We start from the raw sequence: 22,189 nt of genomic DNA, 5'->3' as shown, positions 1-22,189 counted from the left end.
GAGAAGCCATAACAGCCCAAATGATAGTACCGACCTGGGCTGGAAAGGCTTGGTTCTACACAAGTTGGGCTCGACACTCCAAGCAGAAATCAAATTTCAATTTTTGGCGGAGCTTCACATGAGTCTGTTTGCAGTCTGGCGCGGCACCCTTGATTTACCAGCTCTTCCTGAGCGTGGCTTGAAGGTCGGCGGAAATCGCATAGTGCAGCGCATCTTTGACGGTGTTTCCATCAAAGCGCAGATCGCACCATCGCAGATCAGAGGGCATGATCTCATCACTACGGAACTCAGCCCTCCGTACCGAGAGATCCTCCTTCGCCGAAAAGGGGCGAACCGGGTAGACACATCATTGCCCGTGCTCGTGGCACCCGGAGTCGACGATCCGGACAATCTCCCCGTGAACTTTGAGATTCAGTGGGACTCTCAAGGCGAGTTGGTGACATACGCCAACACACCAGAAAAGGTGTTGGATTCATGGATTAACAGGTTCGACTTTCGAACCGAGGACGAGGAACGCGACCTTCCAGGTCTGCGTACGCCGCAGATAGGGGCACTTCATGCGATCTCCGCCCACTTTGCAGTTGGCTCCACCTTTGAACCAGCCACTGTGGTACTTCCTACCGGAACGGGCAAAACAGAAACCATGCTGGCGACGCTCGTCTATCGACGACTGAAGCGTACATTGGTTCTCGTTCCTAGCGTCACGTTGCGAACTCAAATCTCTGAGAAGTTCATAAGCCTCGGTGTTCTGCCTGACGCGCAAGTCATTCCTCATGACCTTGCGAAACCTCATGTCGCGATCATCACTACTGGTATCAAGTCGACGGAGGAACTAGATGCGATCATCCAGAACGCAAACGTCATCGTTGCCCTTCCCAATGTCCTAGAAGCATCGGATGCCGAAATAGTCTGCCGTCTCGCAGACGCTTGCTCCGACCTCATTGTTGACGAGGCACACCACATCACTGCCGATACCTGGCAGCGCGTCCGGGTGCACTTCGCCACAAAGCGGATCCTCCAGTTCACCGCAACGCCTTTCCGGCGCGACGGCAAACGCGTCGATGGCAAGATCATTTTTAACTACAAGCTAGGGGATGCGCAGGCCGCAGGCTACTACCGCGCCATCAATCTCAGAACGATCGAAGAGTACGGCGACGAGGAGGCTCGCGACGTTGCGATCGCCAAAGAAGCCATTTCCGTACTCCGACATGACCGAGACTACCTGAAGCTCGACCACCTGTTGATGGCACGAACATCGTCGAAGAGCCGTGCCGAAGCAGTGGGCCGCATCTATCAGCGCCTCGCTCCAGACCTCAAACCGGTAATCGTGTACTCAGGTTCCGGACGCACCTTGATCAATCGTATGGCAATGACACAGCTCTTTGATCGGAGCGACGCGGGCGCTCGAATTGTCGTCTGTGTCGACATGCTGGGCGAAGGATTCGATCTTCCTTATCTAAAGGTCGCAGCTCTTCACGACACTCATAAGTCGCTGGCCGTGACACTCCAGTTCATCGGTCGCTTCACCCGAAAAGGCCCTGCTGACAAGATCGGTGAAGCCTCGGTCGTCGTTAACATTGCCGATCCCGATGCCGAAGCGAAGCTTGCCAGCCTCTACGCGGAGGGGGCTGACTGGGACCGGCTCATTAAACGCTTGAGCGAGGAAAGAATTGCACAGGAGTTACGTCTACAAGATGTCGTGCTCGCGCTCAAAGAGTCTGGCAATCTCCATACAAATCTTTCTCTTTGGAACCTTAGGCCGGCGCTTTCAGCGCAGCTCTTTCGGACGAGATGCTCGGAATGGAGCCCTTTAGCCTTTAGGTCAGTACTTCCGAAAGGCTCAGAGAGCTGGTACGCGCTCAGCGAGCCTGACAACGTCTTAGTTTCCGTGGTGTGCCGCTCTAGCGATGTAGCCTGGGGCAATTACCAGAATTTCTATGACACTATCTATGACCTTCTGATTATCAAGTGGGACAAAGTTTCCGGAGCACTTTTTATTTTTGCAAGCGATTACGATGCGTTGCGATCTGAGAAAATAGCTAAAGCAATCACAAGTGAGGAAACAGCCCTCGTTTCGGGGACGCCCATATTCAACATTCTCAACAATGTTGAACTGCCGTTGGTGAAGAGTCTTGGTTCATCGCGAATCGGCGCAATCAGCTTCACCTCGTACTTTGGTCCTAACGTAACGGAAGGACTTGCCAGTATTGAAAAAGCCGAGTCATCACTGAACAACCTTGCCTGCCTTGGGTACGAAAATGGAGAACGTGTCCTATGGGGGGGAACCCAGCGTCGCGGTAAGGTGTGGCAGCAGAAGTCCGGCACAATATCGGATTGGATCGAGTGGACCACCTCTACGTGGGTGAAGGTCTCGTCCGAAGTAGAAAGCGAGAGCAATATCGTCCGCGATTTCCTTCGCCCAGAAAAAATCGCAAGACCGCACTCTGCGTGGCCAATATCGGCTCAATGGGGCGAGCAGGCGCAAATGCGCTTCAATGATCGGCAGTTCGTCATCTTTGGTTCATCCGAGATTCCGGTATTCGCTGTTGATTTGACTCTCGGAGATGTGGGTACCAACGGCGAGATTGTCTTTCGTATCGAAAGCGATGAAGCGAAGTCCGAATACGCTCTCGTCATCAGCGAGGAAATTCCAGGCGGATACCGACACGACCATATTTCCGGCCCAGCCGTTACGTTCCGGCATGGCACACTTACAGCAGTGCCGCTGGAGGAGTACCTTCAGAAGGATCCCTTTATCGTTCGATACTCTGACGGGACTTACTCCTACAACTGCTACCATATTCCTGTAAAGCTCGATGCAGGGCTTTACCAGCGCGATAAGCTCGAGTCTTGGGACTGGGATGGCATCGAGCTAAACAAGGAATCAATGCATAAGGTTGGCAACCAAAAGACTATACAGTTTCGGACTTTTGAGCAGATCAATGGCGAGTTTGACATCATCTTCAATGATGATGGCCATGGCGAGGCCGCTGACCTCGTGTGCCTGAAAGATGTGGATGACAATACGATCCGGTTATGCCTCGTCCACTGCAAGGGCGCGCATGAAGCTAGAGTGTCGAAGGACATCCGAAACTTTTACATTGTCTGTGGACAAGCACAGAAGAGCATCGCAGCAAAGCACGCCGGCCTTCCTGCGCTATATCATGACCTTAAGAGGCGACAGGAAACCTGGGTTCGCGAAGGCCATAACCGCTTCCTGAAAGGAAACATCAAAGACCTTTCCTACTTTAAAGAAAAGTCGCGTCGAGCGAGACTCGAGTTCGAAATGATTCTTGTCCAGCCAGGTGGCTCGGTTGCCTCCATCACAGATGACGCTTTGCGACTACTGGCAACGACCGAACTTTATCTGCTCAAGACCACTCAGGCGAAGCTCCGAGTCGTGCTCTCACCCTAGGTGCGAGCTCGCCCCGCCCATCTATGGAACTATGAAGGCGATGACTACCAATCCAGGCCTCGAGAGCCTCAACAAGCAGTGCGAACGTAGCATCACGAAAATGAGCGATGCAGATGCGTTAGCACACATCGGCCAATTGATCGACGATGCCTTCGACGCATCATTTGAGCGAGCCGCCAAGCGTGCGCTTTATTTGCTCGACGAATTATCCAACCGTGAACTCATCGACAAGGATGGCGCACTGGTCGAGTATTTCCGAGCCAATGCATGGGCGGCACTGTCGCATATCGCGAACGTCCGACGATCCTGGTCCTGGGAGGCTCCCGAGCGGCAGGCGGAACTGCTTGCGCTGTCGCGCGCCTCAAACCATGCCGGCTTTGCGAGCCTCGATAAAGTCCGTCAATGCCAGATACTCACCAACCACGCGAATCTCCTCAATATGGTCGGGCGCACGATCGATGCGATCACTGTCTGGGACGAAGCTCTTAAGATCATTCCGGGCTTTGCGATGGCGCGAGGCAACCGTGGTTTTGGACTCAGATGCTATGCCGGTATGGTGGTTGATAACCGCGAGCGCGCGATCCTGGCTTTGCATGCGTTCGATAGTCTTCGTTCTACGATGGCCGAGGACGCAATCTATGACTCCGAGGATCCGCGAGCCGCACTAACCTACTTCGCCGGTCAGGCGATGGAGCTCTCCGGTGTCGTTAATATTGATGCAGTTCGGGCGATGCAGAACCTCGATCATGGCAACGAAGGTCGGTCGAAGGCTGAACGCACCTATCGCCGCTGGTGTCTTGAGCACCGTCTCTTTCTATGTCCTTTGAACGATCTTGGACCACATCTTGCGGCAGCCACTGATGACTTGATGTTGCCGCCTCTGATCGAAGGGTTTGACGACCGTCCTGACAGACATTTTCCTCCACCAATCGTTGGCTTCTTCAGTCAGATGAAACAAGAGTACGTTTCAGCACGCTTCATGCTGTTCGAGGGAGTAAGTAGTACGCAGGTTCACTTTTCCGATCACAGAGTCGCACTCACTGACACGCTAGATTATCCACTCTATTCGTTAGCTAGTGAGCGAGTACGCACAGCGTTCCGCACTGCTTACTCGCTACTCGACAAGGTCGCCTTTCTCGTCGATCGCTACTGGGGCTTGGGCAAGATTCCAGATAGGATTAGTTTCAAGAACGTCTGGATGGTCGAGAAAAAGACGCGACTGCTGCCTCAGTTTGAGGAGCGCGATAATTTGCCACTGCGAGGATTGTTCTGGCTATCGAAGGAGCTGTTTGACGAACAGCTAAAGCAGACTACTGCTGCCGATGCTCGTGAACTGCACGGTATCCGCAACGCATTGGAGCACACCTATCTGCGTGTAAGTGAAGGCTGGGCCAAGCCTTTCATGATCAATGGAACGAACAACAGCGGCTTCGGCATCTCCATCGGCAGTGATGAACTTGAAGCCAAAGCGATCCGAGTCATGCAAATAGCGCGATCCGCGCTGTTCTACGTATCCTTCGCAATTGGTGTCGAAGAGCAGAAGAAGCGACTCGCAAATCCCGGCCAACTTATCGGATCAATGCCACTCTATGGCCTCGATGATAAGCGGAAGCGACGCGATCCCCTATAAGTCAGTGCGAGGCAACCTCCTGCGTACGAGGTTACTGGGGCAGCCCCTAGCACATCTCCATGAGACAGCTTTCCTACAGCAATAAGCCTAGCCCCAGTTCTTATAGACACTTTTGAGCGTCCGCTTCTGGCCGATTCTGTTGAAAAAGTCGGCTCCATCCCGACGCACTCGCCTGAAGCCAGAAAAATGCCCGATTGACGCGTTGCTATACGAAATCTGGAGCAATTCAGTGCCGGCAGTGGCTCAGATTTCAACGTAGGCCGCCCACTTTCGCGGGCGAAAATCACAGAGGGACTTTTTCAACAGAATCGGCCATTAGCAGCCTCTCGCGAAAGTCTTCTATTGGCCGCTAGTTGCCCTCCATCAAGGGCAGCTATCGGCAAACAGCAGGTCGCCATGGGCTGTATACCTAGTGATCTTCTGTCACGCTCTGGGTTAGCTCGTCTGGTGTAATTGCTCCCAAGTCTAAAGTCGTTTTCGCGTCAAAGTTAACTTCGACATCAATACATTCGCCTGCTATCTTGACAATTGAAATCGTGGGTATGGGCAAGAAGTGATAATAGCTACTGCAGCCAATATAGCTTTCGTCATCATTAAAAAAATCAACATCTACGGCAATATGGCATACAGCGTCTAACTCAAGCGCCCAAATCGTCTTGCTTAAATCATCCCGGATTTTTCCGAATGTTTTATCCTCTCCGTGGGTAATGGAGACAATCTTTATGCTTGAACAACGAGCGTTGTAGAAATAGTTGGTCCTAGCAGTAAAAAGCAACTCGCGCTTGAGCCTTTCGATCAGGTTATCGCTAATTGCTGCCTTGAGACCTCCGCCATCATTGAGTTTCTGAAACTGTAAAGAGCGTTGGCTAGCGATCTCCTTGACATCAGTTTCTATTGAATTTATCAGCGAAAGTGCAGTTGTCAGGTCTGGTATGCAATGAAGTCTTTTATTTTCAGAACTGTTGCAGAATTCAATCCAGTCCTTGTCCGAGGAGACGACTAGAATACCGCTGTTCTCTGCATATGCTTCCAGGCTTAAAAGCGCCACCGCATCAGGAAATTCGTATTTTTTATCGTTGCCTTTGTGGAAAGGAGGCTTGTTATTAAAATAAAGCTCAAAGAGATTGCTGATGGATATTTCGTCGTAGAATGCTAGTTCGGCATTCGTCGCTAGGAAAAAATCATTTACTTCATGAAAGGCGATTTGCTTTGGGGTAGCCCTTGCTTGGAGTTCTTCACATATCTCATCAACTAAATCATCACTCAAATTCTGGGCTACAAGCGCAAATGCGTCATCAACTCGCTTCTGCCTTGCACTGTGCATTTCAAGCATATGTTTTTCTGCCTCGTCACGAACCAACTCAGTGATAATCAGTTGGATTTTGGAGTTTTTTATCTGTGCCAGTTGTGCTAAGAGCCCCTTCCTGAAAGTTCTGCCGTTCCTGTCAAATACCTGTGTATCAAAGGTGAGTGCAGTAATAGCACCTGAAATAAGCATTTCGCGCAATTTTTCAAAGTGTTCAGGTTTAATACTCATAACTTCTTCATTGGGCGCAGACAAAGCTCCACGATACCGTAATGCCACGATAGATGAGTAGAAGTAATTCAGACTGAGTAAACCACCCCTGTTCCCGTAGGAGTTTCAAACCGTCGTGCGGCCAACTGTGGCTGTAGGCCGGCTGGAGTCCTAGGCGATGACTGCAGAGGGTCGAAAACTATCCTCATTGGACGGCTGCTTCTGGCCGGTTGTTGCCTGCCACGACTGATCGGCCACCATCTTCCAGCTGGACCAGGAAAACCGCGCCAAGGCCATCACCGACCAGAGCCTTTGCCCCAGCTATCCCACCACTTCCTGCTACGAGGCGGCCGGCGAGGTACGCAGCAAAGGCATCGAACTGGAACTGCAAGGGCAACTCACGCCCAACTGGCAACTGGGCACCGGCTACACCTTCACCGAAGCCAAATACCGCAAGGATGCGAACAAGGCCAACGAAGGGCGCCTGTTCGATACCGACATACCGTGACACCCGTTCAAGATGAGCACGACCTACACCTTGCCCGGCGCGCTTGACCAATGGCGCATTGGTAGTTCCCTGTACCGGCAGAACCGCATCTACAACAAAGGCACCACCTACATGATCGAGCAGGACGCCTACACGCTGGTGGACTTCATGCTGGGGTTCAAGCCGACTGCCCATATCGATGCGCAGCTGAACCTGAACAATGCGTTCGACAAGAAGTACTAAAACTCGCTGAGTTCCTCCGTCACGGTGCCAAGCAACGTGTATGGGGAGCCGAGGAACATGATGTTGTCGGTCAAGTACAGTTTTTGAAGCGGAGCGCCGGGATGCTCTTCGTACGAGCGAGCAGTGCCCTAAACACAACGTCCCGTAGGATGGGTTGAGCGAAGCGATACCCATCGCCACAGCCGCATGCGAAGTGCGCCCTGGCGCACCTGGGGGCGGGGAGTTCCGCCAGGCGGCTTGATTCGGAAAAGGCTTACGCAAGGGGGCTGGAAACCCTCAAGGCCCCATGCCGAGTAGGGGAATAGAGTCCGCCGGGTCAACGATTACCCCGCGCGAGCCCCCCGATATGGACATCCGCCGCCCCCTCCACCAGGCCATCGCCAGCGCCCTGGCCGGCCTTCTGTTCCTCAATCCGATAGTCGCAGCCGCCGCCCAACTGGCGGTGGATGCGGCCGCCGGCGGCAACACGCAGATCGGCGCGGCGGGCAACGGCGTGCCCATCGTCAACATCGCCACGCCCAACGGCAGCGGTCTCTCGCACAATAAATTCAGCGACTACGGCGTTGGCCAGCAGGGCCTGATCCTCAACAACGCCACCGGCAAGACCCAGGGCACCCAGCTGGGCGGGATCATCCTCGGCAACCCCAACCTCAAGGGCCAGGCGGCGCAGAAGATCCTCAACGAAGTCACCGGCGGCAGCCCCTCGCAACTCAAGGGCTACACCGAAGTGGCCGGGCAGGGCGCCCACGTCATCGTCGCGAACCCCCACGGCATCACCTGCAACGGCTGCGGCTTCATCAACACTCCGCGCGCCACCCTCACCACCGGCAAACCGATCCTGGCCGGGGAGCGCCTGCAGGGCTACGACGTGGATGGCGGCGAAATCGCCATCGAAGGCGCCGGCCTCAATGCCAGCAACCTCGACCAGTTCGACCTGATCACCCGCAGCGCCAAGCTCAACGCCGACCTGTACGCCAAACAGCTTACCGTGGTGGCCGGGCGCAACACAGTGGACGCGCAGACCCTGGTCGCCACCGCCAAGCCCGACGACGGCAGCGCCAAGCCGCAACTGGCCATCGACAGCTCCGCCCTGGGCGGCATGTACGCCAACACCATCCGCCTGGTCGGTACCGAACAAGGCGTGGGCGTGAAACTGGCCGGCAACATGGCGGCCAGCGCCGGCGACATCCGCATCGATGCCAACGGCAAGCTGCAGCTGGCCCAGGCTTCGGCCAGCGGTGATATCGCCCTGAAGGGCCAGGACGTGGCGCTGAACGGCCCGGCCTATGCCGGGGGCAGTGCCAGCGTGCAGGCCAGCGGTGCGCTGAGCAATGCGCAGAGCCTGGCGGCGGGTTCGGCCATTGAACTGAAGGCCAACCAGCTCAGCAACAGCGGCGTGATCGAGGCCGGCGTCAATGCCGACAACAGCCGCAATGCCCGCGGCGATGTGGCGATCGATGCGCAGAACCTGCGCAATAGCGGCAGCCTGATCGCCACGCGCCAACTGCAGGCCCGCACCGCCGTGCTCGACAACCGCAACGGCCAGATCGGCGGCCAGCATATCCACATCAGCGGCGGCGCCCTGGACAATCGCCTCGGCCTGTTCGCCGCCGAACAGAGCCTGCGCCTGGACCTGGCCAGCCTGGACAACCGCGAGCAGGGCCTGCTGAGCAGCCAAGGCGGGCTCACGGGACGCGTCGGCAGCCTGAACAACCAGCAGGGCGGCATCACGGCCCGGGCCGTCGAACTGCAGGGCGACAGCCTCGACAACCGCGGCGGCCAACTGTACGCCGAGACCGAACTGGCGCTGGACCTCGGCGCCAACCTGGATAACCGCGGCGGGCGCCTGGAAGGCCAAGGCGTGCGGGTGCGTACCGCCAACCTGGACAACTCCGCCGGCGGCATCCTCAGTGGCGCCGGGGGCTTGCTGCAACTGGCCACCGGACACTTCGACAACCGCGCCGGCATCGCCCAGGGCGCCGCGCTGCTGCTCGACGCCAACAGCATTGCCAACAGCGATGGGCACCTGGCGGCCACCCACGGCGACGCCCGGGTGAACAGCGCCGGCTTCGACAACCGCGCCGGCGGTCTCTTCGCCAGCCAGGCCCTGGCCCTGTATGCCGGCGACTTCCTCAACCACGGCGGCCAGGTCGGCGCCCGGGACATCGACTTCAGCCTGCGCGGCACGCTGGACAACACCCACGGCCTGATCGAAGCCGGCAACCAACTCACCCTCACCGCCGCCGGCCTGTCCAACGCACAGGGCCGCGTGCGCGCCCTTGGCCAGCAGGGCGCCACGCGCCTGAGCATCGGCGGCCTGCTGGACAACCGCGAAGGCCTGCTGGAAAGCGCCGCTGCCGACCTGCTGCTTACCAGTGGCGACCTGCGCAACGATGGCGGCAGCGTGCGCCACCTGGGCAATGGCGGGTTCGGCATCGACCTGGCGCAACTGGGCCTTGCGGGCGGCAGCTTCGTCACCAACGCCGCGCTGAACCTGAGCGCGGCCAGTTGGACTAACCGCAGCAGCCTGCAGGCGCGCGAACTGACCCTGGATATCGGCCAGCTGGAACAAGCGGCCGAGGGACGTCTACTGGCCAGCCAGGCCCTGCGCGGCACGGGTGGCGACTGGCGTAACGCCGGCCTGATCGCCAGCGACGGCGACCTGGCGCTGAACCTGGGTGGACGCTACAGCGGCAGCGGCCAACTGAGCAGCCTGGGTAAGTTCGGCCTCGATGCCGCCAGCCTTGCCCTCGATGGCAGCGCCAGCATCATCGGCGGTGGTGCCACCCGCATCGGCATTGGCGGCAGCCTGGACAACGCCGGTCGCATCACCGCGGCCGGCGACCTGCTGGCCCGCGCGGCCAGCCTGAACAACACCGGCACCCTGGGCAGCGCCGCCGACCTGCGGATCGAGAGCGCGGACCTGCTCAACGAAAACGGTCTGCTGTTCAGCGGCGGCGACATGGCGCTGCGCGTGGAGCGCTTCGTCAACCGCTACGCCGACGTCTACAGCCTGGGCGCCCTGGACATCGCCGCGGACGACCGACAAGGGCGCGCCCGTGTGGTGGAGAACCGTTCAGCCACCCTGGAGGCGCAGGGCGACCTGGCGATCGCCAGCGACAGCCTGAAGAACACCCAGGACAGCTTCCGTCTCGGGCAGAAGCTGATCTCCGGGGAAATCATCGTTCGCTGCTACGACTGCTCCGGCGACCACTACAACGTCGACTACATCGCCCGGGAGGTCTATGCCAGCGAGGTGCAGGAGGCATCCCCGGCCGCTTTCATTCAGGCCGGCGGCAACCTGCGGGTGGATGCCCAGGACTTCGAGAACACCGCGAGCACCCTGGCCGCCGGTGGCGACATCGCCATCAGCGCCGGTAGCTTCGTCAACCAGGGCATCAGCGGTGGCGAGAGCATCCGCACGCGGATATTCAACAGCGGCAGGGTCACCGACGGCACCGTCGAACGCTTCGTCGGCCATTACGTCCTGCCCTACAACCTGGCGAACAATGCCGATCCCTCGGTGTTCAGCTACTGGGACAACCTCATCGGCGGGCTCAACCAGGGCACGGTGACCCCCACCGAACTGGCCAACGGTCTGCTTCTGCACGTCTACCGCGACGCCAATGGCAACCTCCACCGGCCGATGCACGTGCCGGACTACCAGGCCAACCACTACGACCCGGACAACCTGCTGGAACTGCCATCGGCGCTGTACGACCTCGGCTTCCTCAGCGACGTCTGGGAATACCGGCCGGGCGGCGCCACCTCCGCCAATGCCGTCATCCAGGCGGCCGGCGCGGTGCAGATCAGCGCCGGCGAGCGCCTGGACAATGGCGTCATCCACCCCGGCATTGCCTACGACGGCGGGGTGGCGCGGATCGAGGCCGTTCAGGTCGACGGCCAGTCGCAACCCCTGGTCGCGGTGCTCAACCCACAGCTGCCGCCGGACCTCGCCCAGCAGGCGGTCAACCCCATCACCCTGCCGGGTTTCCGCCTGCCCCAGGGCGAGCATGGCCTGTTCCGGCTCAACGCCCCGGACAGCGGCCACCCCTACCTGATCGAAACCAACCCGGCGCTGGCCGGGCTCAAGCAGTTCCTCGGCTCCGACTACCTGCTGGCCCAGCTGGGCTACGACCCGGCCCAGGCGCAGCAGCGCCTGGGCGACGGCCTCTACGAACAGCGGCTGATCCGCCAGGCGCTGGTGGCGCGCACCGGCCAGCGCTTCATCGCCGGGCTGTCCAGCGACGAAGCGCTGTTCAGGTACCTGATGGACAACGCCATCGGCTACAAGGACCGCCTGGGCCTCAGCCTCGGCGTGGCCCTGAGCGCCGAGCAGGTGGCGGCGCTGACCCACGACATCGTCTGGCTGGAAGAGGCCGAGGTGAACGGTCGCAAGGTGCTGGTGCCGGTGCTCTACCTGGCTCAGGCCGAGCATCGTCTGGCACCCAACGGCGCGCTGATCCAGGGGCAGGACCTGGCGCTGATCAGCGGCGGCGAACTGAACAACGCCGGCACCCTGCGCGCCAGCAACGACCTCGGCGCCACTGCCGCCAACATCGGCAACAGCGGCCTGATGGAAAGCAACCGGCACCTGCAACTGCTGGCCACGCAAAGCATCCGTAACGCCGCCGGCGGCATCATCAACGGGCGCGATGTCAGCCTCGCCGCGCTGACCGGCGATGTCGTCAACGAACGGACCCTGACCCAGGCGCAGGGCCAGGCCAGGGGCGCCAGCCTGCAGACCAGCCTGCTCGACAGCGCCGCGCGCATCGAGGCCGGCGGCGACCTGTCGATCAGCAGCGGGCGCGACCTGCTCAACCTGGGCGGCCAGCTGCAGGCCAAGGGCGACATCCAACTGCAGGCCGGGCGCGATGTGCTGATCGGCGCCGTCGAATCCGTCGACAGCAACGCCCGCCAGGACAAGCGTCATAGCTGGGAACAGACCGAGGTCCTCCAGCACGCCGCCGGCGTCCAGGCCGGCGGTGACCTGCAGATCAGCGCCGGCCGCGATATCGGCGTGCTGGCCAGCCACCTGGAAGCCGGCGGCGACGCCAACCTGGCCGCCGCCGGCAACCTGCTGCTGGGCGCCGCGCAGGAGCAGAGCAGCCGCGAATACCACTACCGGCGCAGCGGCAAGAAGGTCGACAGCGAAGACAGCCGCGTCAGCCAGCGCGGCACGACCCTGAACGCCGCCGGCGACGTCACCCTCAGCGCTGGCCAGAACCTGACCCTCGAAGCGAGCCAGGTCGGCGCCGGCAAGGAAGCCTTCCTGGTGGCTGGCGACAAGCTCCAGCTGCTGGCCGGTCATGACAGCGAACACTCGCTGTACCAGAAGCAGAAGAAGGGCAGCCTCGGCAGCAAGAGCTTCAAGCGCGACGAAGTCACCGACGTGAAGGCCGTGGGCAGCCAGGTCAGCGCCGGCGGCGACATCACCCTGCTCAGCGGCGGCGACCAGAAGTATCAGGCCGCCAGGCTGGAAAGCGGCAACGACATCGCCATCGTCAGTGGCGGCAGCGTGACCTTCGAAGCGGTCAAGGACCTGCACCAGGAAAGCCACGAGAAGAGCAAGAGCGACCTGGCCTGGCAGTCCGCCAAGGGCAAGGGCCAGACCGACGAAACCCTGCGCCAGAGCCAGCTGATCGCCCAGGGCGAACTGGCGATCAAGGCCGTGGAAGGCCTGAAGATCGACATCAAGCACATCGACCAGAAGAGCGTCGGGCAGACCATCGACGCCATGGTGCAGGCCGATCCCGACCTGGCCTGGCTGAAAGAGGCCGAGGCGCGGGGGGATGTGGATTGGCGGCGGGTGCAGGAGGTGCATGACAGCTGGGAGTACAGCAGTTCGGGAATGGGGCCGGCTGCACAACTGGCGGTAGCGATCGTACTCAGCGTTGCCACATATGGGGCCGCAAGTACCGCAGTCGGCACAGCAGCAGGGGCCACCGCAGGTTCCAGCACCGCTATGGCCGCTGCGGGAGTCAGTGCAACGGGGGCAACAGTCGCGGCGGGTTGGGGCAATGTGGCGCTGGCCAGTGGAGCGGCCTCACTCGCCTCTACTGGCGGTGTCAGCGCCATCAACAATAAAGGCGATATCGGTACAGCGCTAAAGGACACCCTGAGTAGCGACGGCCTTCGCCAAGCGATGATCGCTGGTGCGCTAGGTGGATTGACCACGGGCTACTTCGACGATCTGGTCGGCACCCAGACCAAGTTCGTCAACGGCAAGGTGGTCGTGGACCTGAGCAGCCCGAATGGCGTCGCCGCCTTCGCAGCCAACCAGGCGTTGCAGAACATGACCAGTGCCGCCCTGAACAAGGCCACCGGTGGCTCGGCCAGCTTCGGGGATGCGCTCAAGGGCAGCCTCTACAACACCTTGGCGGCGGCCGGCTTCAATGCCGTGGGTGATTTCGGCCAGGCCCACAAGCTGGATACCGGCAGCGGCCAGATGGTGGTCCTGCACGCCTTGATGGGTGGCCTGGCTGCCGAGGCGCGAGGGGAAAGCTTCGCTACCGGTGCGCTGGCTGCTGGTCTCAACGAAGCCGTGGTGAAGGATCTAGACGCGCTGGTCAGCAGTTACTCGCCCGAGAACCGCGAGGCCCTGCTGAGCATGAGTTCGCAGTTGCTCGGTCTGGTCGCCACGGTGGCGCAGGATCCGGATGCGGACACGAACAAGCTGGAAACCGGCTCCTGGGTAGCGAAGAACTCGACGCAGTACAACCACGAACTGCATCGAAAAAATGCCGAGAGTTTTGCTGAAGGCGCCCTGGATTTCTGCAAGAAGCAGCCGGCGTACTGTGGCCCTGGAGCCGATCAGGTCAGCGAGCAGGACATGATGGATGCCCTGGCTGCGACTGCGGCACACGGCGAGGGGATCGATAAGGTCAAGCCGGAAGCCCTGCGCTTGGTAAACCAGTTCCTGGTCAATCCGGACCTTGCGGATACACTGCAAACCGATCTGTTCGCCCCTACGGCTTCTGAACAGCAACGCCTGAACACCTTGGAAAAGGCGGAGCTGGCAGCAGCAGGTGTTTCAGCAGCGGCGCTGGCAAAGGCTGTAATGGCAGGTGGTGGCCAACTGCTGAGTAAGCTAGCTGGGGCGTTGAAGGGGCAGGACTCAAAAGGATCGGCGACGGCTCTTCAGATCTTCGGTGGCCGCCGTGTTGATGATCTTGCAGCAGCCGCTTCGAATCCGATTAATAAAGAGGGTTTAACACAGGCGGCTAGAGCATTGACTAAGCATGCATCCGGACAGAGGGAAACGGGGACATTCCCTAAACTTTCTGGCGGTATTAAGCAGCAGAATGAAACTGCTCAGAAGATAGTTGATGAGATTCTTAATAATCCTAAATCAACATTCACAAATTTGGGGCGAGGTGGTCTTGAGGTTCGAGCACCCGATGGCCGAGGGCTTCGCTATAATAGTGATGGCTCGTTCTCTGGGTTTGTGGATTAAGTGATTAGAATGATAATACTTGAAAGCAATCCTGATTTTGAAGTTGTGCGATATAGCGATTCGCGCTATGAGAATTTAACTGCTGAGATCCGGTACAAAGGAGAGCCAGTTGCGCAGGTAAATCAAGACATGGGAGTTGACAGTCTTGAGCTTGAGGTGTTTGCTGACTTAAAGGATTCTATATTACGAGTTCCATTGGATGGTTTTTTGGAGTCTTTAAAGCTGGCAAAAGAGTTGCTTGTTCAGTAATTTTTTGGTGCAAAAGGAATAGAAATTGCGCCGGGTAAGTTTGATTATCTATTTGGCCGTGTCGCTAGTAACTCCCATAATGCTGCTCGTTCAAACCAGCTTGCGCTCGAAATGAAAAGACTTGGTGTTCCAGACAATTCTGCTGGACGTCAGATGCTAACTGATCACTTGACGCTTTCTGCCAAAACTGAGGGTAATGTGATAAATACCTTTTCCAATCAGTACGGAAAATTTGAGGTCAGAGAATCATTTTTTATGGGGCCATCAGGTAAGGCTGCTAACTTCCAGAGCACGTTCCAGGTTCTTGATGATGGCACTCGTAAGCTCAGCAAAGTCATACCGCTTCACTGAGGAGGTCGCAGTGGAATTTCCAAGCCCAACCGATTTTTTGGAGGAGTTTGGTATCGAACCTGTTGAGGTAGATCCAAGCTTGGCTTTATGCCGTTATACAAGAAAATCAAAAAAATACGAGATCGAAATTGATATTTCTTTTAGCGCTGTCATGGAGTCGTTCCAAGTGGTTCTGAGACTTGCCATGCAGGAGTTGGCAATTTTTTCCTCGGAAAACGTCAAATCTATTGAAATAGTACGTGATAGTTCGGGAGCGGGAGTCCGAGTTGTTTTTGATAATTGCGGATCAACTTCGGAGGCTAGGGTGATGCTTGAACCTGAGGTGAGTCTTCGATGGTGGACGTTGCGTAACGTTTAAATTGCGGCAAAAGGGGTTATAGATGCTCCAAAGATCACTATCAGAGATCATTACCTGAACATGGTGGACGACATTAAAGTTCAGCTTTCGTCCCAAGAATACAGAGTTAATACGAAAGAAGTTTTTGGTAGTTCCCGCGGAGCTGGTCGCTGTAGACCAGGTATTGTGGCGGCACCCCTAGATGGAAAGCTGAGAATTATTGAGATTAAGACAGGAAATGCGGATTTGAGTATTCGGCAATCTGAAATATTCCCGCAGATTCGGGATGGTAGTTCAATTCCAAGAGAGAAAGTTGCTGATAGCTTCGGTCTGGCTCCAGGGGTGCCGCTCAGAGATCAGGGCTATCCAAACGGTATTCCTAGACGAAATCTGATGATATTGGAGCAATGCTAGTCTCGTTGGACTGGAAGATTTGGTTGAATAATTCGGGGCCTGCTGATCCAGCAGCATGGGGAGATTGGCTAGATGCTGTAAAAAAGCGCGGAAAGATAACCTGAAGTGGTAGTTTTGTCTTTAGGCCGAAAAGGGGCAGATTTATTTTTCCTGCTCTAAAGCTGGCTGACTGGACAGAATTAGGGTGTGAGAAATAAATCGTCCCTTTTGTTCTGGCAACGGGGAAATCACCGCAACCAACGAAAGGTCTTTCTAATGCTGAAAGGAAACAATGGATTAGAGAAAGAACGCATATTGAGCAGGTGAACTAATGTTTGATTTCCTAAGGGTTGTTATGTCTTTTCTTCCTCTCGATATAAAAAATGTTGAGTGGGATAGTGATTCCTTGGTTGTTTCTGGTGACGATTGGAGCTTTGTCACCACTAGTGCATGGCGGGTTTCTCAAGGTAAAGAGCTATTGTTTACATGCTGGGATAATCAGCTAGATGTAAATATAGAAGGTCTGGTAGGGCTTACAATTGTTGATGTTTCATGGGTCTCTGATGGTCAGCCAATTGATCCGTCATTTATTCTCTCTGATGGAAGAAGACTTGATGTGTTTTGCTCTTTTATTTGTGAGCCCTGGGTGATGAATCTTCCGGGTAACAGCGTTTATGTTGGGAATTCGTAGGTGGAACAATATTTCTTGTGCTCAACTCTGTAGAGTTTGGAGTACTTGATTAGGTTAAAATGATTATTAGTGTCAGTTAGTTGGCTAGGGTTGATATTGGATAAGGCCGAAAAGGGGGGCTTATTTTTTCTGCTCTAGAGCTAATTGATTGGGCAGTATTAGAGTTCACCCCTATTTTTCATCACATATAATGGTGTTTAGCAATATGTCTCAATTGGCGTCGACTCAAACGGTTTCGTGGTTCGAGCGAATCCAGTCAGCTCTTGGAGACCATTGCCATGATCAAGTTGAGATTAGCGAGTGAATATTTGGCTGGACCGATATTTTGTCCGGAGCCGGATATTATGGGGCACATTGATATTGACGACTTGCCCCTTTCTCAAGAACTGAAGGCTGAAATCACCGCATGGGACAGTGAGTATCAGGCGACGTTCAATAGCGACTACCCGCCTGATTCTGGGTTTAGCTCGCCTGAGGTGGCGTTTCGACATATAGCTGAAGGGCAAGAATTGGCCAAAAAATTACAGCAAGAACTAGGAGGGGGGTATGCGGTTGAGTACTGCCTATAACAGATAGTTCTTCGGTGCGAAAGGTAGCGTCGGTGCAGGGACCGAAATGCCGAAATGGGGGCGGATTTGAATGGCACTTACTTAAGCGCTAACTAATTTATTCAGAAAAGAAAGGCTGGTCTTGGTCTACGGTGATGGTTGCGAACACACCGAGCCCAAGGAGCCGCCCAGATGAATCCTAGGCGCCAGGCCGTCATTCATCAACAGCAGTGCGCCCGTCGGTATACATCGAATACGGATGCTTACGCCTTCTTCAACCTGCTAATCGGCCCTGAATTATTCGACCCTGTCGAGTTGCTGCTGCCGGTTCATCGGGAGCGCTTGTTCCCGCCGCCAGCCGCGAACACCAGCTGATCGGCGAAGGCCAGCTGTCCGGTCCCTTCGAGCTGTTCGACCGCCAGCACGAGCTGACCCTCGGCGCCAACTACGGCCGCTCGCACCTCAAGGCTGGCGCCGACACCATCGCCGCCAACGGCTACTACACGCCCTGGTGGACCTGATGGCCAGCTACGACATCGACAGCCACTGGAGCACGGCACTGAACCTGAACAACGTCACCGATCGCAAGTACCTGCTGTCGCTGCACGAAAGCACCACTACCGCCAACTATGGCGTGCCGCGCAACCTCACCGCCTCGGTCACCTGGAAGTACTGACCCGCAGCTCTCGGCTGCATGCCCGGCAGGTTCAACACCAACCTGCGGGAGCGGGCCCTGCCCGCGATTCGCGCGCAGGGCGCGCTCCTACATGGGAGCGGAGTGGGTGGGGAGGCGTAGGCGGATCTCATCCGCGAATCGCGCCGGAGCCTCCGGCTATCGCGGACAAGGTCCGCTCCTTCCGGTGGGCACCCCGGCGCGACCTGCAGGGCAGTTGCTCCTACGGGCAGGCATGGAACGGAGTGGCACCCGCCAGCGGCGGATAACCGCTAGCCGCGTTCCTCGCTGGGTGCACCTGATTCAGTCTTCCGCCTTCCGACGCCAATCGGGGAGGGCGGATCGCACAGGTTATGGCCGCTTTTGGCCCAAATCTGCCCGTGATGGCGGGAGCGCCTGGCAATCCAATTTGACTCGGCCTCTCTATAGCTATCGAGTCAGACTGAACTGAGCAACTGACAACTGCTGAGGCCAACAGAGACCCAAACTAGTTGTGGGACAGGATACGGGTTGCTTGGTCGCGGATGCTGCAGACTTCGTCTTCGGTAAGTGGAGAACCTTTTCTGTTTTCGGCAGCGGTGAGCAGTGTCATGAGAGCGGGTACAAAAACCAGGGATTGAGGATCGGCTGACATCAAGTCCGCTCCCTTTCCCCATTGCGCTCGGTGAACCAGATGGCAACGGCCATCACCGCAACGCCCGTCAGTTGCAGAGCACCCAGGCGCTGCCCGTAGAACAGCCAGTCGATGACGATGGCCACGGCCGGGTAGATGAACTGGTAGACCGCGATCCTGTCGGTGTTCAGGCGCGCCATGCCGGCGTACATCAGCGAATAGGCGAGCCCGGTGTGGATCAGCCCCAGGCCCGCGAGCCATGCCCAGGAGGAGCCCCATTGCGGCCAGCCGTGGAGCATGGGCCACGCCAGCAGGGCCAGCGTTCCGATCGCGCATTGCCACCAGGCGAGGATGCCGGCCGACATGTGCCGTAGCCGCCGGGCGACGATGGTGACGCAGGCGGTGCAGAAGGCGCCGACCAGGCAGAACGCCACGCCCCACCAGTAGCTCGCGGGGTAGGCCTGCTCCGCGCCGAACAGCGAAAGGTGCTCCAGTATGCCGGTCGCCAGCACCAGGCCGGCCATGGCGACGATCACCGATACCACGCGCCGCTTGGCGATCGGCTCCTTCAGATACCAGGTACCCAGGATCAGCACCCACAGCGGCTGCACATGGAAGAGCACCGTGGCCACGCCCGCCGAGGTGCGCTCGATGGCGGCGAAGAACAGGCTCCAGGCCAGCACCATCAGGCCGCCCGCCGCGAGCAGCGCGAAGGTCGCCTTCCTGCCCGGGAGCAGGCCGCGCAACTGGCGGCGACAGGCTGCCCAGAGCGTCAGCCCCAGCAGGCCGAAGGCGCAGCGGAACCAGGTCGCGGTCAGCGGATCGGCGCCGGACTGGTGCAGGAAGAGGCCGATGGTGCCCAGGACGACGCTGCCCAGTACGAAGGGCAGCGTTCCGCCGGTGGCGTCGGAAGCGGAGGGTGCGGTTCGCTGGCTGAAAGGCGAAGCCTGCGGCCCCGCTATCTGTTCATGTGTGTTCATGCGGCGAGTGTGGGGCTGGCCCGTTGGAACGAGAAGCGCATAATGCCGCATGCAAGTATTCGATAAACGAATGGAAAGGGCGATCAAGATGATGCCGCGTGACCTGCAGCTGGACTGGCTGAAGTGCTTCGTTTCCGTGGTCGATGCGGGCTCGCTGTCGAACGCTGCGAGCGAGGTGCATCGCTCGCAGTCGGCGGTCAGCATGCAGTTGAAGAAACTGGAAAGCGCCCTGGGCCGGCAACTGCTGGTACGCGGTCCGCGCAGCCTGCAGCTGACCGCGGACGGCCAGACGCTGCTGGGCTTCGCCCGCCGTATGCTCGACCTGCACGCCGAAACCCAAGCCGCCTTCCATGGCGAGGAACTCAGCGGCCGGGTTCGCCTTGGCGTGCCCGATGACTATGCGGCCAAGTACCTCACGCCGGTGCTCAAGCGTTTCGCCCAGCGCTATGGCAGCGTGGAAATCGAACTGAACTGCGAGCAGTCGACGGCGCTCATCCCGCGGGTGGCCAGCGGCGATCTGGACCTGGCGCTGGTTTCCCGCGACCACTCCCGGCGCGGAACGCTGCTGTTCCACGAACCCATGGTCTGGGTGGGCTCGCCGCAGTTCGAGCTTTGGCGGCGCGACCCGCTGCCGATCGCGGTCTACGAGAGCACGAGCCTCGCACGGCGCAGCGCGATCAACTCCCTGGCGCTGCAGGGCCGGCGCTACAAGGTGGTGTACAACAGCTCCAGCCTCGCCGGGCAGCTCGCCGCGGTGGAGAGCGGCCTGGCGGTGGCGGTGCTGACGCAATGCAGCGCCCCCGATCACTTGCAGATACTGGGCGTCGAGCAGGGGCTCGGCCCGCTGGAGCCCATGGAGGTCGCCGTCTATCGAAGCCGCGCTTCCCAGGGCTCCAAGGCCGTGGACAGCCTGCGGAACCTGTTGATCAGGACGTTGAGGTTGTCGAGCGAGGGCTGAAGGATTGCTGGTGGAGTTCGTTTCCTTCGAGGCGAGCGACATTCGATGCTGGTGCCGGCCCAGGTCAATCCGCTAGGCTTGCCGCTCCCGGCGCAGGTGCCGGGCCCCAGGAACGCCACTTTCAAGGAGATGCCCCATGGCGAACATTCCCCAGGCGCTGCCGCGCGCCTTTCCCCTGAAACTCGTCGCCGGCGGCCTGATCGGCCTGCTGGTGCTGGTCGCCGTGGGCGGCTCGTTCTACACCATCGACGAGAAGGAGCGCGGCGTGGTGCTGCGCAACGGCAAGCTGGTGGACGTGGCCGAGCCCGGGCTGGGCTGGAAGGTGCCGTTCATCGAGACGGTGAAGACCCTGTCGATCCAGAACCACACCAGCCGCTACGAGCAACTGCAGGCGTACAGCCGCGACCAGCAGAGCGCGGCGCTGGTGGTCTCGGTGTCCTGGCACGTGACGCCGGACGAGGTGGCGAAGGTCTACTCCGGCTATGGCGATCTGCAGGGGCTGGTGGACCGTCTGATCAGCCGCCAGGTGCCGACCCAGGTGGAAAACGTCTTCGGCCGCTATACGGCGATCCAGGCGGTGCAGAACCGGGGGCAGTTCGTTGCCGACGTGGCCACCGCGGTCAAGGCCGCGGTCAAGGGCCCGGTGGTGATCGACGGCGTGCAGGTGGAGAACATCGACTTTTCCGACGCCTACGAACGCTCCATCGAGGAGCGCATGAAGGCCGAGGTGGCGATCCAGACCCGCCAGCAGAACCTCGCCACCGAGCAGGTGCAGGCGCAGATCCAGGTCACCCAGGCGCAGGCCGAGGCCGACTCCAAGCTGGCCCAGGCCAAGGCCGACGCCGAGGCCACCCGCCTGCGCGGCCAGGCCGAGGCCGATGCCATCCGCGCCAAGGCCGAGGCCCTGGCCTCGAACCAGAACCTCATCGAACTGACCAAGGCCGAACGCTGGGACGGCAAGCTGCCGGAAACCATGCTGCCGGGCTCGACGCTGCCGTTCATCGATGTGAACCGCGCGCGTCCCTGATCCTGGCATCGGTTCTTTGTGGGGCCGGGCCCCGGTGGGTCCGGCGCCAACCTGTAGGAATAACTGTCTGCGCCGAGGCGCTTTCCGTAGGATGGGTTGAGCTTGCGAAACCCATGCGGCCGCGGTGATGGGTATCGCTTCGCTCAACACCATCCTACGAAAAGCCATGCTCGCTCATGCGGGAGCGGACTTTGTCCTCGATGGAGCGTGTCCTGAGCGGGGCCAATCGCGGACGGAGTCCGCTCCTACGTTCGTGTGTCCCTGGAACTGGACTGTGTTCCGTGCCGAGGTTGAGATCGGAGCGGGGGGCGTAGAAGAGCACCCTCTCCCCAGCCCTCTCCCGCAAGCGGGCGAGGGGGCTGCCCGGCATGCTCGGGGAGTTCGGCACCAACCTGTAGGAGCGGGCCCTGCCCGCGATTCGCGCGCAGGGCGCGCTCCTACAAGGGGCTTGGTGCGGGGCAACCCGTAGGAGCGGATCTCATCCGCGAATCGCGCCGGAGCCTCCGGCCATCGCGGACAAGGTCCGCTCCTACCCCCGCCGGCAAACCACCCCGTAGGATGGTGTTGAGCGAAGCGATACCCATCACCGCGGCCGCATGGGTTTCGCAAGCTCAACCCATCC

At 58.8% G+C, this 22,189-nt stretch carries 12 protein-coding genes and 1 pseudogene; 11 read left to right on the top strand and 2 right to left on the bottom strand.

All coding sequences use genetic code 11. The features are described 5' to 3' along the window. Nucleotides 1–118: 118 nt before the first annotated feature. Both BM060_RS29405 and BM060_RS29400 read left to right on the top strand, forming a co-directional pair. The gene (locus BM060_RS29405) at nucleotides 119–3,415 is read left to right on the top strand and encodes a DEAD/DEAH box helicase (RefSeq protein ID WP_074985655.1); all 3,297 of its coding nucleotides are present in this window, start codon (nucleotides 119–121) and stop codon (nucleotides 3,413–3,415) included. 40 nt (nucleotides 3,416–3,455) lie between these two features. After that, nucleotides 3,456–5,045, top strand: a complete 1,590-nt coding sequence (locus BM060_RS29400; RefSeq protein ID WP_210147030.1) for an LA2681 family HEPN domain-containing protein — start codon at nucleotides 3,456–3,458, stop codon at nucleotides 5,043–5,045. Nucleotides 5,046–5,454: 409 nt separating this feature from the next. Here the strand turns inward: BM060_RS29400 and BM060_RS32755 are convergent, their stop codons facing one another. Continuing rightward, nucleotides 5,455–6,582, bottom strand: a complete 1,128-nt coding sequence (locus BM060_RS32755) for a PIN domain-containing protein (RefSeq protein WP_135499792.1) — start codon at nucleotides 6,580–6,582, stop codon at nucleotides 5,455–5,457. Between the two features lie 238 nt (nucleotides 6,583–6,820). Here BM060_RS32755 and BM060_RS29395 point away from each other — a divergent pair. From BM060_RS29395 to BM060_RS32745, 7 genes and pseudogenes are all read left to right on the top strand, one after another. After that, a pseudogene (locus BM060_RS29395) lies at nucleotides 6,821–7,291 on the top strand (TonB-dependent receptor domain-containing protein). 346 nt (nucleotides 7,292–7,637) lie between these two features. After that, on the top strand, nucleotides 7,638–14,747 hold the full coding sequence (locus tag BM060_RS33560; protein ID WP_074985652.1) for a two-partner secretion domain-containing protein: 7,110 nt from the start codon (nucleotides 7,638–7,640) through the stop codon (nucleotides 14,745–14,747). A 9-nt stretch (nucleotides 14,748–14,756) separates the two neighbouring features. Continuing rightward, complete coding sequence (locus BM060_RS29385; RefSeq protein ID WP_074985649.1) at nucleotides 14,757–14,996, top strand: hypothetical protein; 240 nt, start codon at nucleotides 14,757–14,759, stop codon at nucleotides 14,994–14,996. 361 nt (nucleotides 14,997–15,357) lie between these two features. Beyond that, the gene (locus BM060_RS29375) at nucleotides 15,358–15,705 is read left to right on the top strand and encodes a hypothetical protein (protein WP_074985643.1); all 348 of its coding nucleotides are present in this window, start codon (nucleotides 15,358–15,360) and stop codon (nucleotides 15,703–15,705) included. A gap of 703 nt (nucleotides 15,706–16,408) precedes the next feature. Continuing rightward, nucleotides 16,409–16,768, top strand: a complete 360-nt coding sequence (locus tag BM060_RS32750; RefSeq protein ID WP_135499793.1) for a hypothetical protein — start codon at nucleotides 16,409–16,411, stop codon at nucleotides 16,766–16,768. Between the two features lie 278 nt (nucleotides 16,769–17,046). Beyond that, nucleotides 17,047–17,337 carry an immunity protein CdiI family protein gene (locus BM060_RS29370; protein ID WP_074985641.1) on the top strand — a complete coding sequence of 97 codons (291 nt, stop codon included), beginning with the start codon at nucleotides 17,047–17,049 and terminating at the stop codon, nucleotides 17,335–17,337. Nucleotides 17,338–17,836: 499 nt separating this feature from the next. Further along, nucleotides 17,837–17,992 (top strand): hypothetical protein, encoded by a 156-nt coding sequence (locus tag BM060_RS32745; protein WP_342590294.1) that lies wholly within the window; start codon nucleotides 17,837–17,839, stop codon nucleotides 17,990–17,992. Nucleotides 17,993–18,622: 630 nt separating this feature from the next. Here BM060_RS32745 and BM060_RS29355 read toward each other — a convergent pair. After that, nucleotides 18,623–19,582, bottom strand: coding sequence for a DMT family transporter (locus BM060_RS29355; RefSeq protein WP_174672463.1), 960 nt, complete (start codon nucleotides 19,580–19,582; stop codon nucleotides 18,623–18,625). An 88-nt stretch (nucleotides 19,583–19,670) separates the two neighbouring features. On the opposite strand from BM060_RS29355, the gene BM060_RS29350 reads away from it, so the two are divergent. Continuing rightward, nucleotides 19,671–20,540: a LysR family transcriptional regulator gene (locus tag BM060_RS29350; protein WP_074985635.1), complete on the top strand. Its 870-nt coding sequence runs from the start codon at nucleotides 19,671–19,673 to the stop codon at nucleotides 20,538–20,540. 136 nt (nucleotides 20,541–20,676) lie between these two features. Further along, complete coding sequence (locus tag BM060_RS29345; protein ID WP_009620067.1) at nucleotides 20,677–21,567, top strand: SPFH domain-containing protein; 891 nt, start codon at nucleotides 20,677–20,679, stop codon at nucleotides 21,565–21,567. Nucleotides 21,568–22,189: the final 622 nt, after the last annotated feature.

The sequence above is a fragment of the Pseudomonas citronellolis genome (assembly GCF_900112375.1).
GTDB lineage: Bacteria > Pseudomonadota > Gammaproteobacteria > Pseudomonadales > Pseudomonadaceae > Pseudomonas > Pseudomonas citronellolis.
This window is presented reverse-complemented; position numbering and strand designations above follow the sequence as displayed.

Bases quoted from the DNA above. Each gene is read 5' to 3' on its own strand.
- BM060_RS29405 (WP_074985655.1), top strand. From the start codon at position 119: ATGAGTCTGTTTGCAGTCTGGCGCGGCACCCTTGATTTACCAGCTCTT.
- BM060_RS29400 (WP_210147030.1), top strand. From the start codon at position 3,456: ATGACTACCAATCCAGGCCTCGAGAGCCTCAACAAGCAGTGCGAACGT.
- BM060_RS32755 (WP_135499792.1), bottom strand. From the start codon at position 6,582: ATGAGTATTAAACCTGAACACTTTGAAAAATTGCGCGAAATGCTTATT.
- BM060_RS33560 (WP_074985652.1), top strand. From the start codon at position 7,638: ATGGACATCCGCCGCCCCCTCCACCAGGCCATCGCCAGCGCCCTGGCC.
- BM060_RS29385 (WP_074985649.1), top strand. From the start codon at position 14,757: ATGATAATACTTGAAAGCAATCCTGATTTTGAAGTTGTGCGATATAGC.
- BM060_RS32750 (WP_135499793.1), top strand. From the start codon at position 16,409: ATGTTTGATTTCCTAAGGGTTGTTATGTCTTTTCTTCCTCTCGATATA.
- BM060_RS29370 (WP_074985641.1), top strand. From the start codon at position 17,047: ATGATCAAGTTGAGATTAGCGAGTGAATATTTGGCTGGACCGATATTT.
- BM060_RS32745 (WP_342590294.1), top strand. From the start codon at position 17,837: ATGGCCAGCTACGACATCGACAGCCACTGGAGCACGGCACTGAACCTG.
- BM060_RS29355 (WP_174672463.1), bottom strand. From the start codon at position 19,582: ATGAACACACATGAACAGATAGCGGGGCCGCAGGCTTCGCCTTTCAGC.
- BM060_RS29350 (WP_074985635.1), top strand. From the start codon at position 19,671: ATGATGCCGCGTGACCTGCAGCTGGACTGGCTGAAGTGCTTCGTTTCC.
- BM060_RS29345 (WP_009620067.1), top strand. From the start codon at position 20,677: ATGGCGAACATTCCCCAGGCGCTGCCGCGCGCCTTTCCCCTGAAACTC.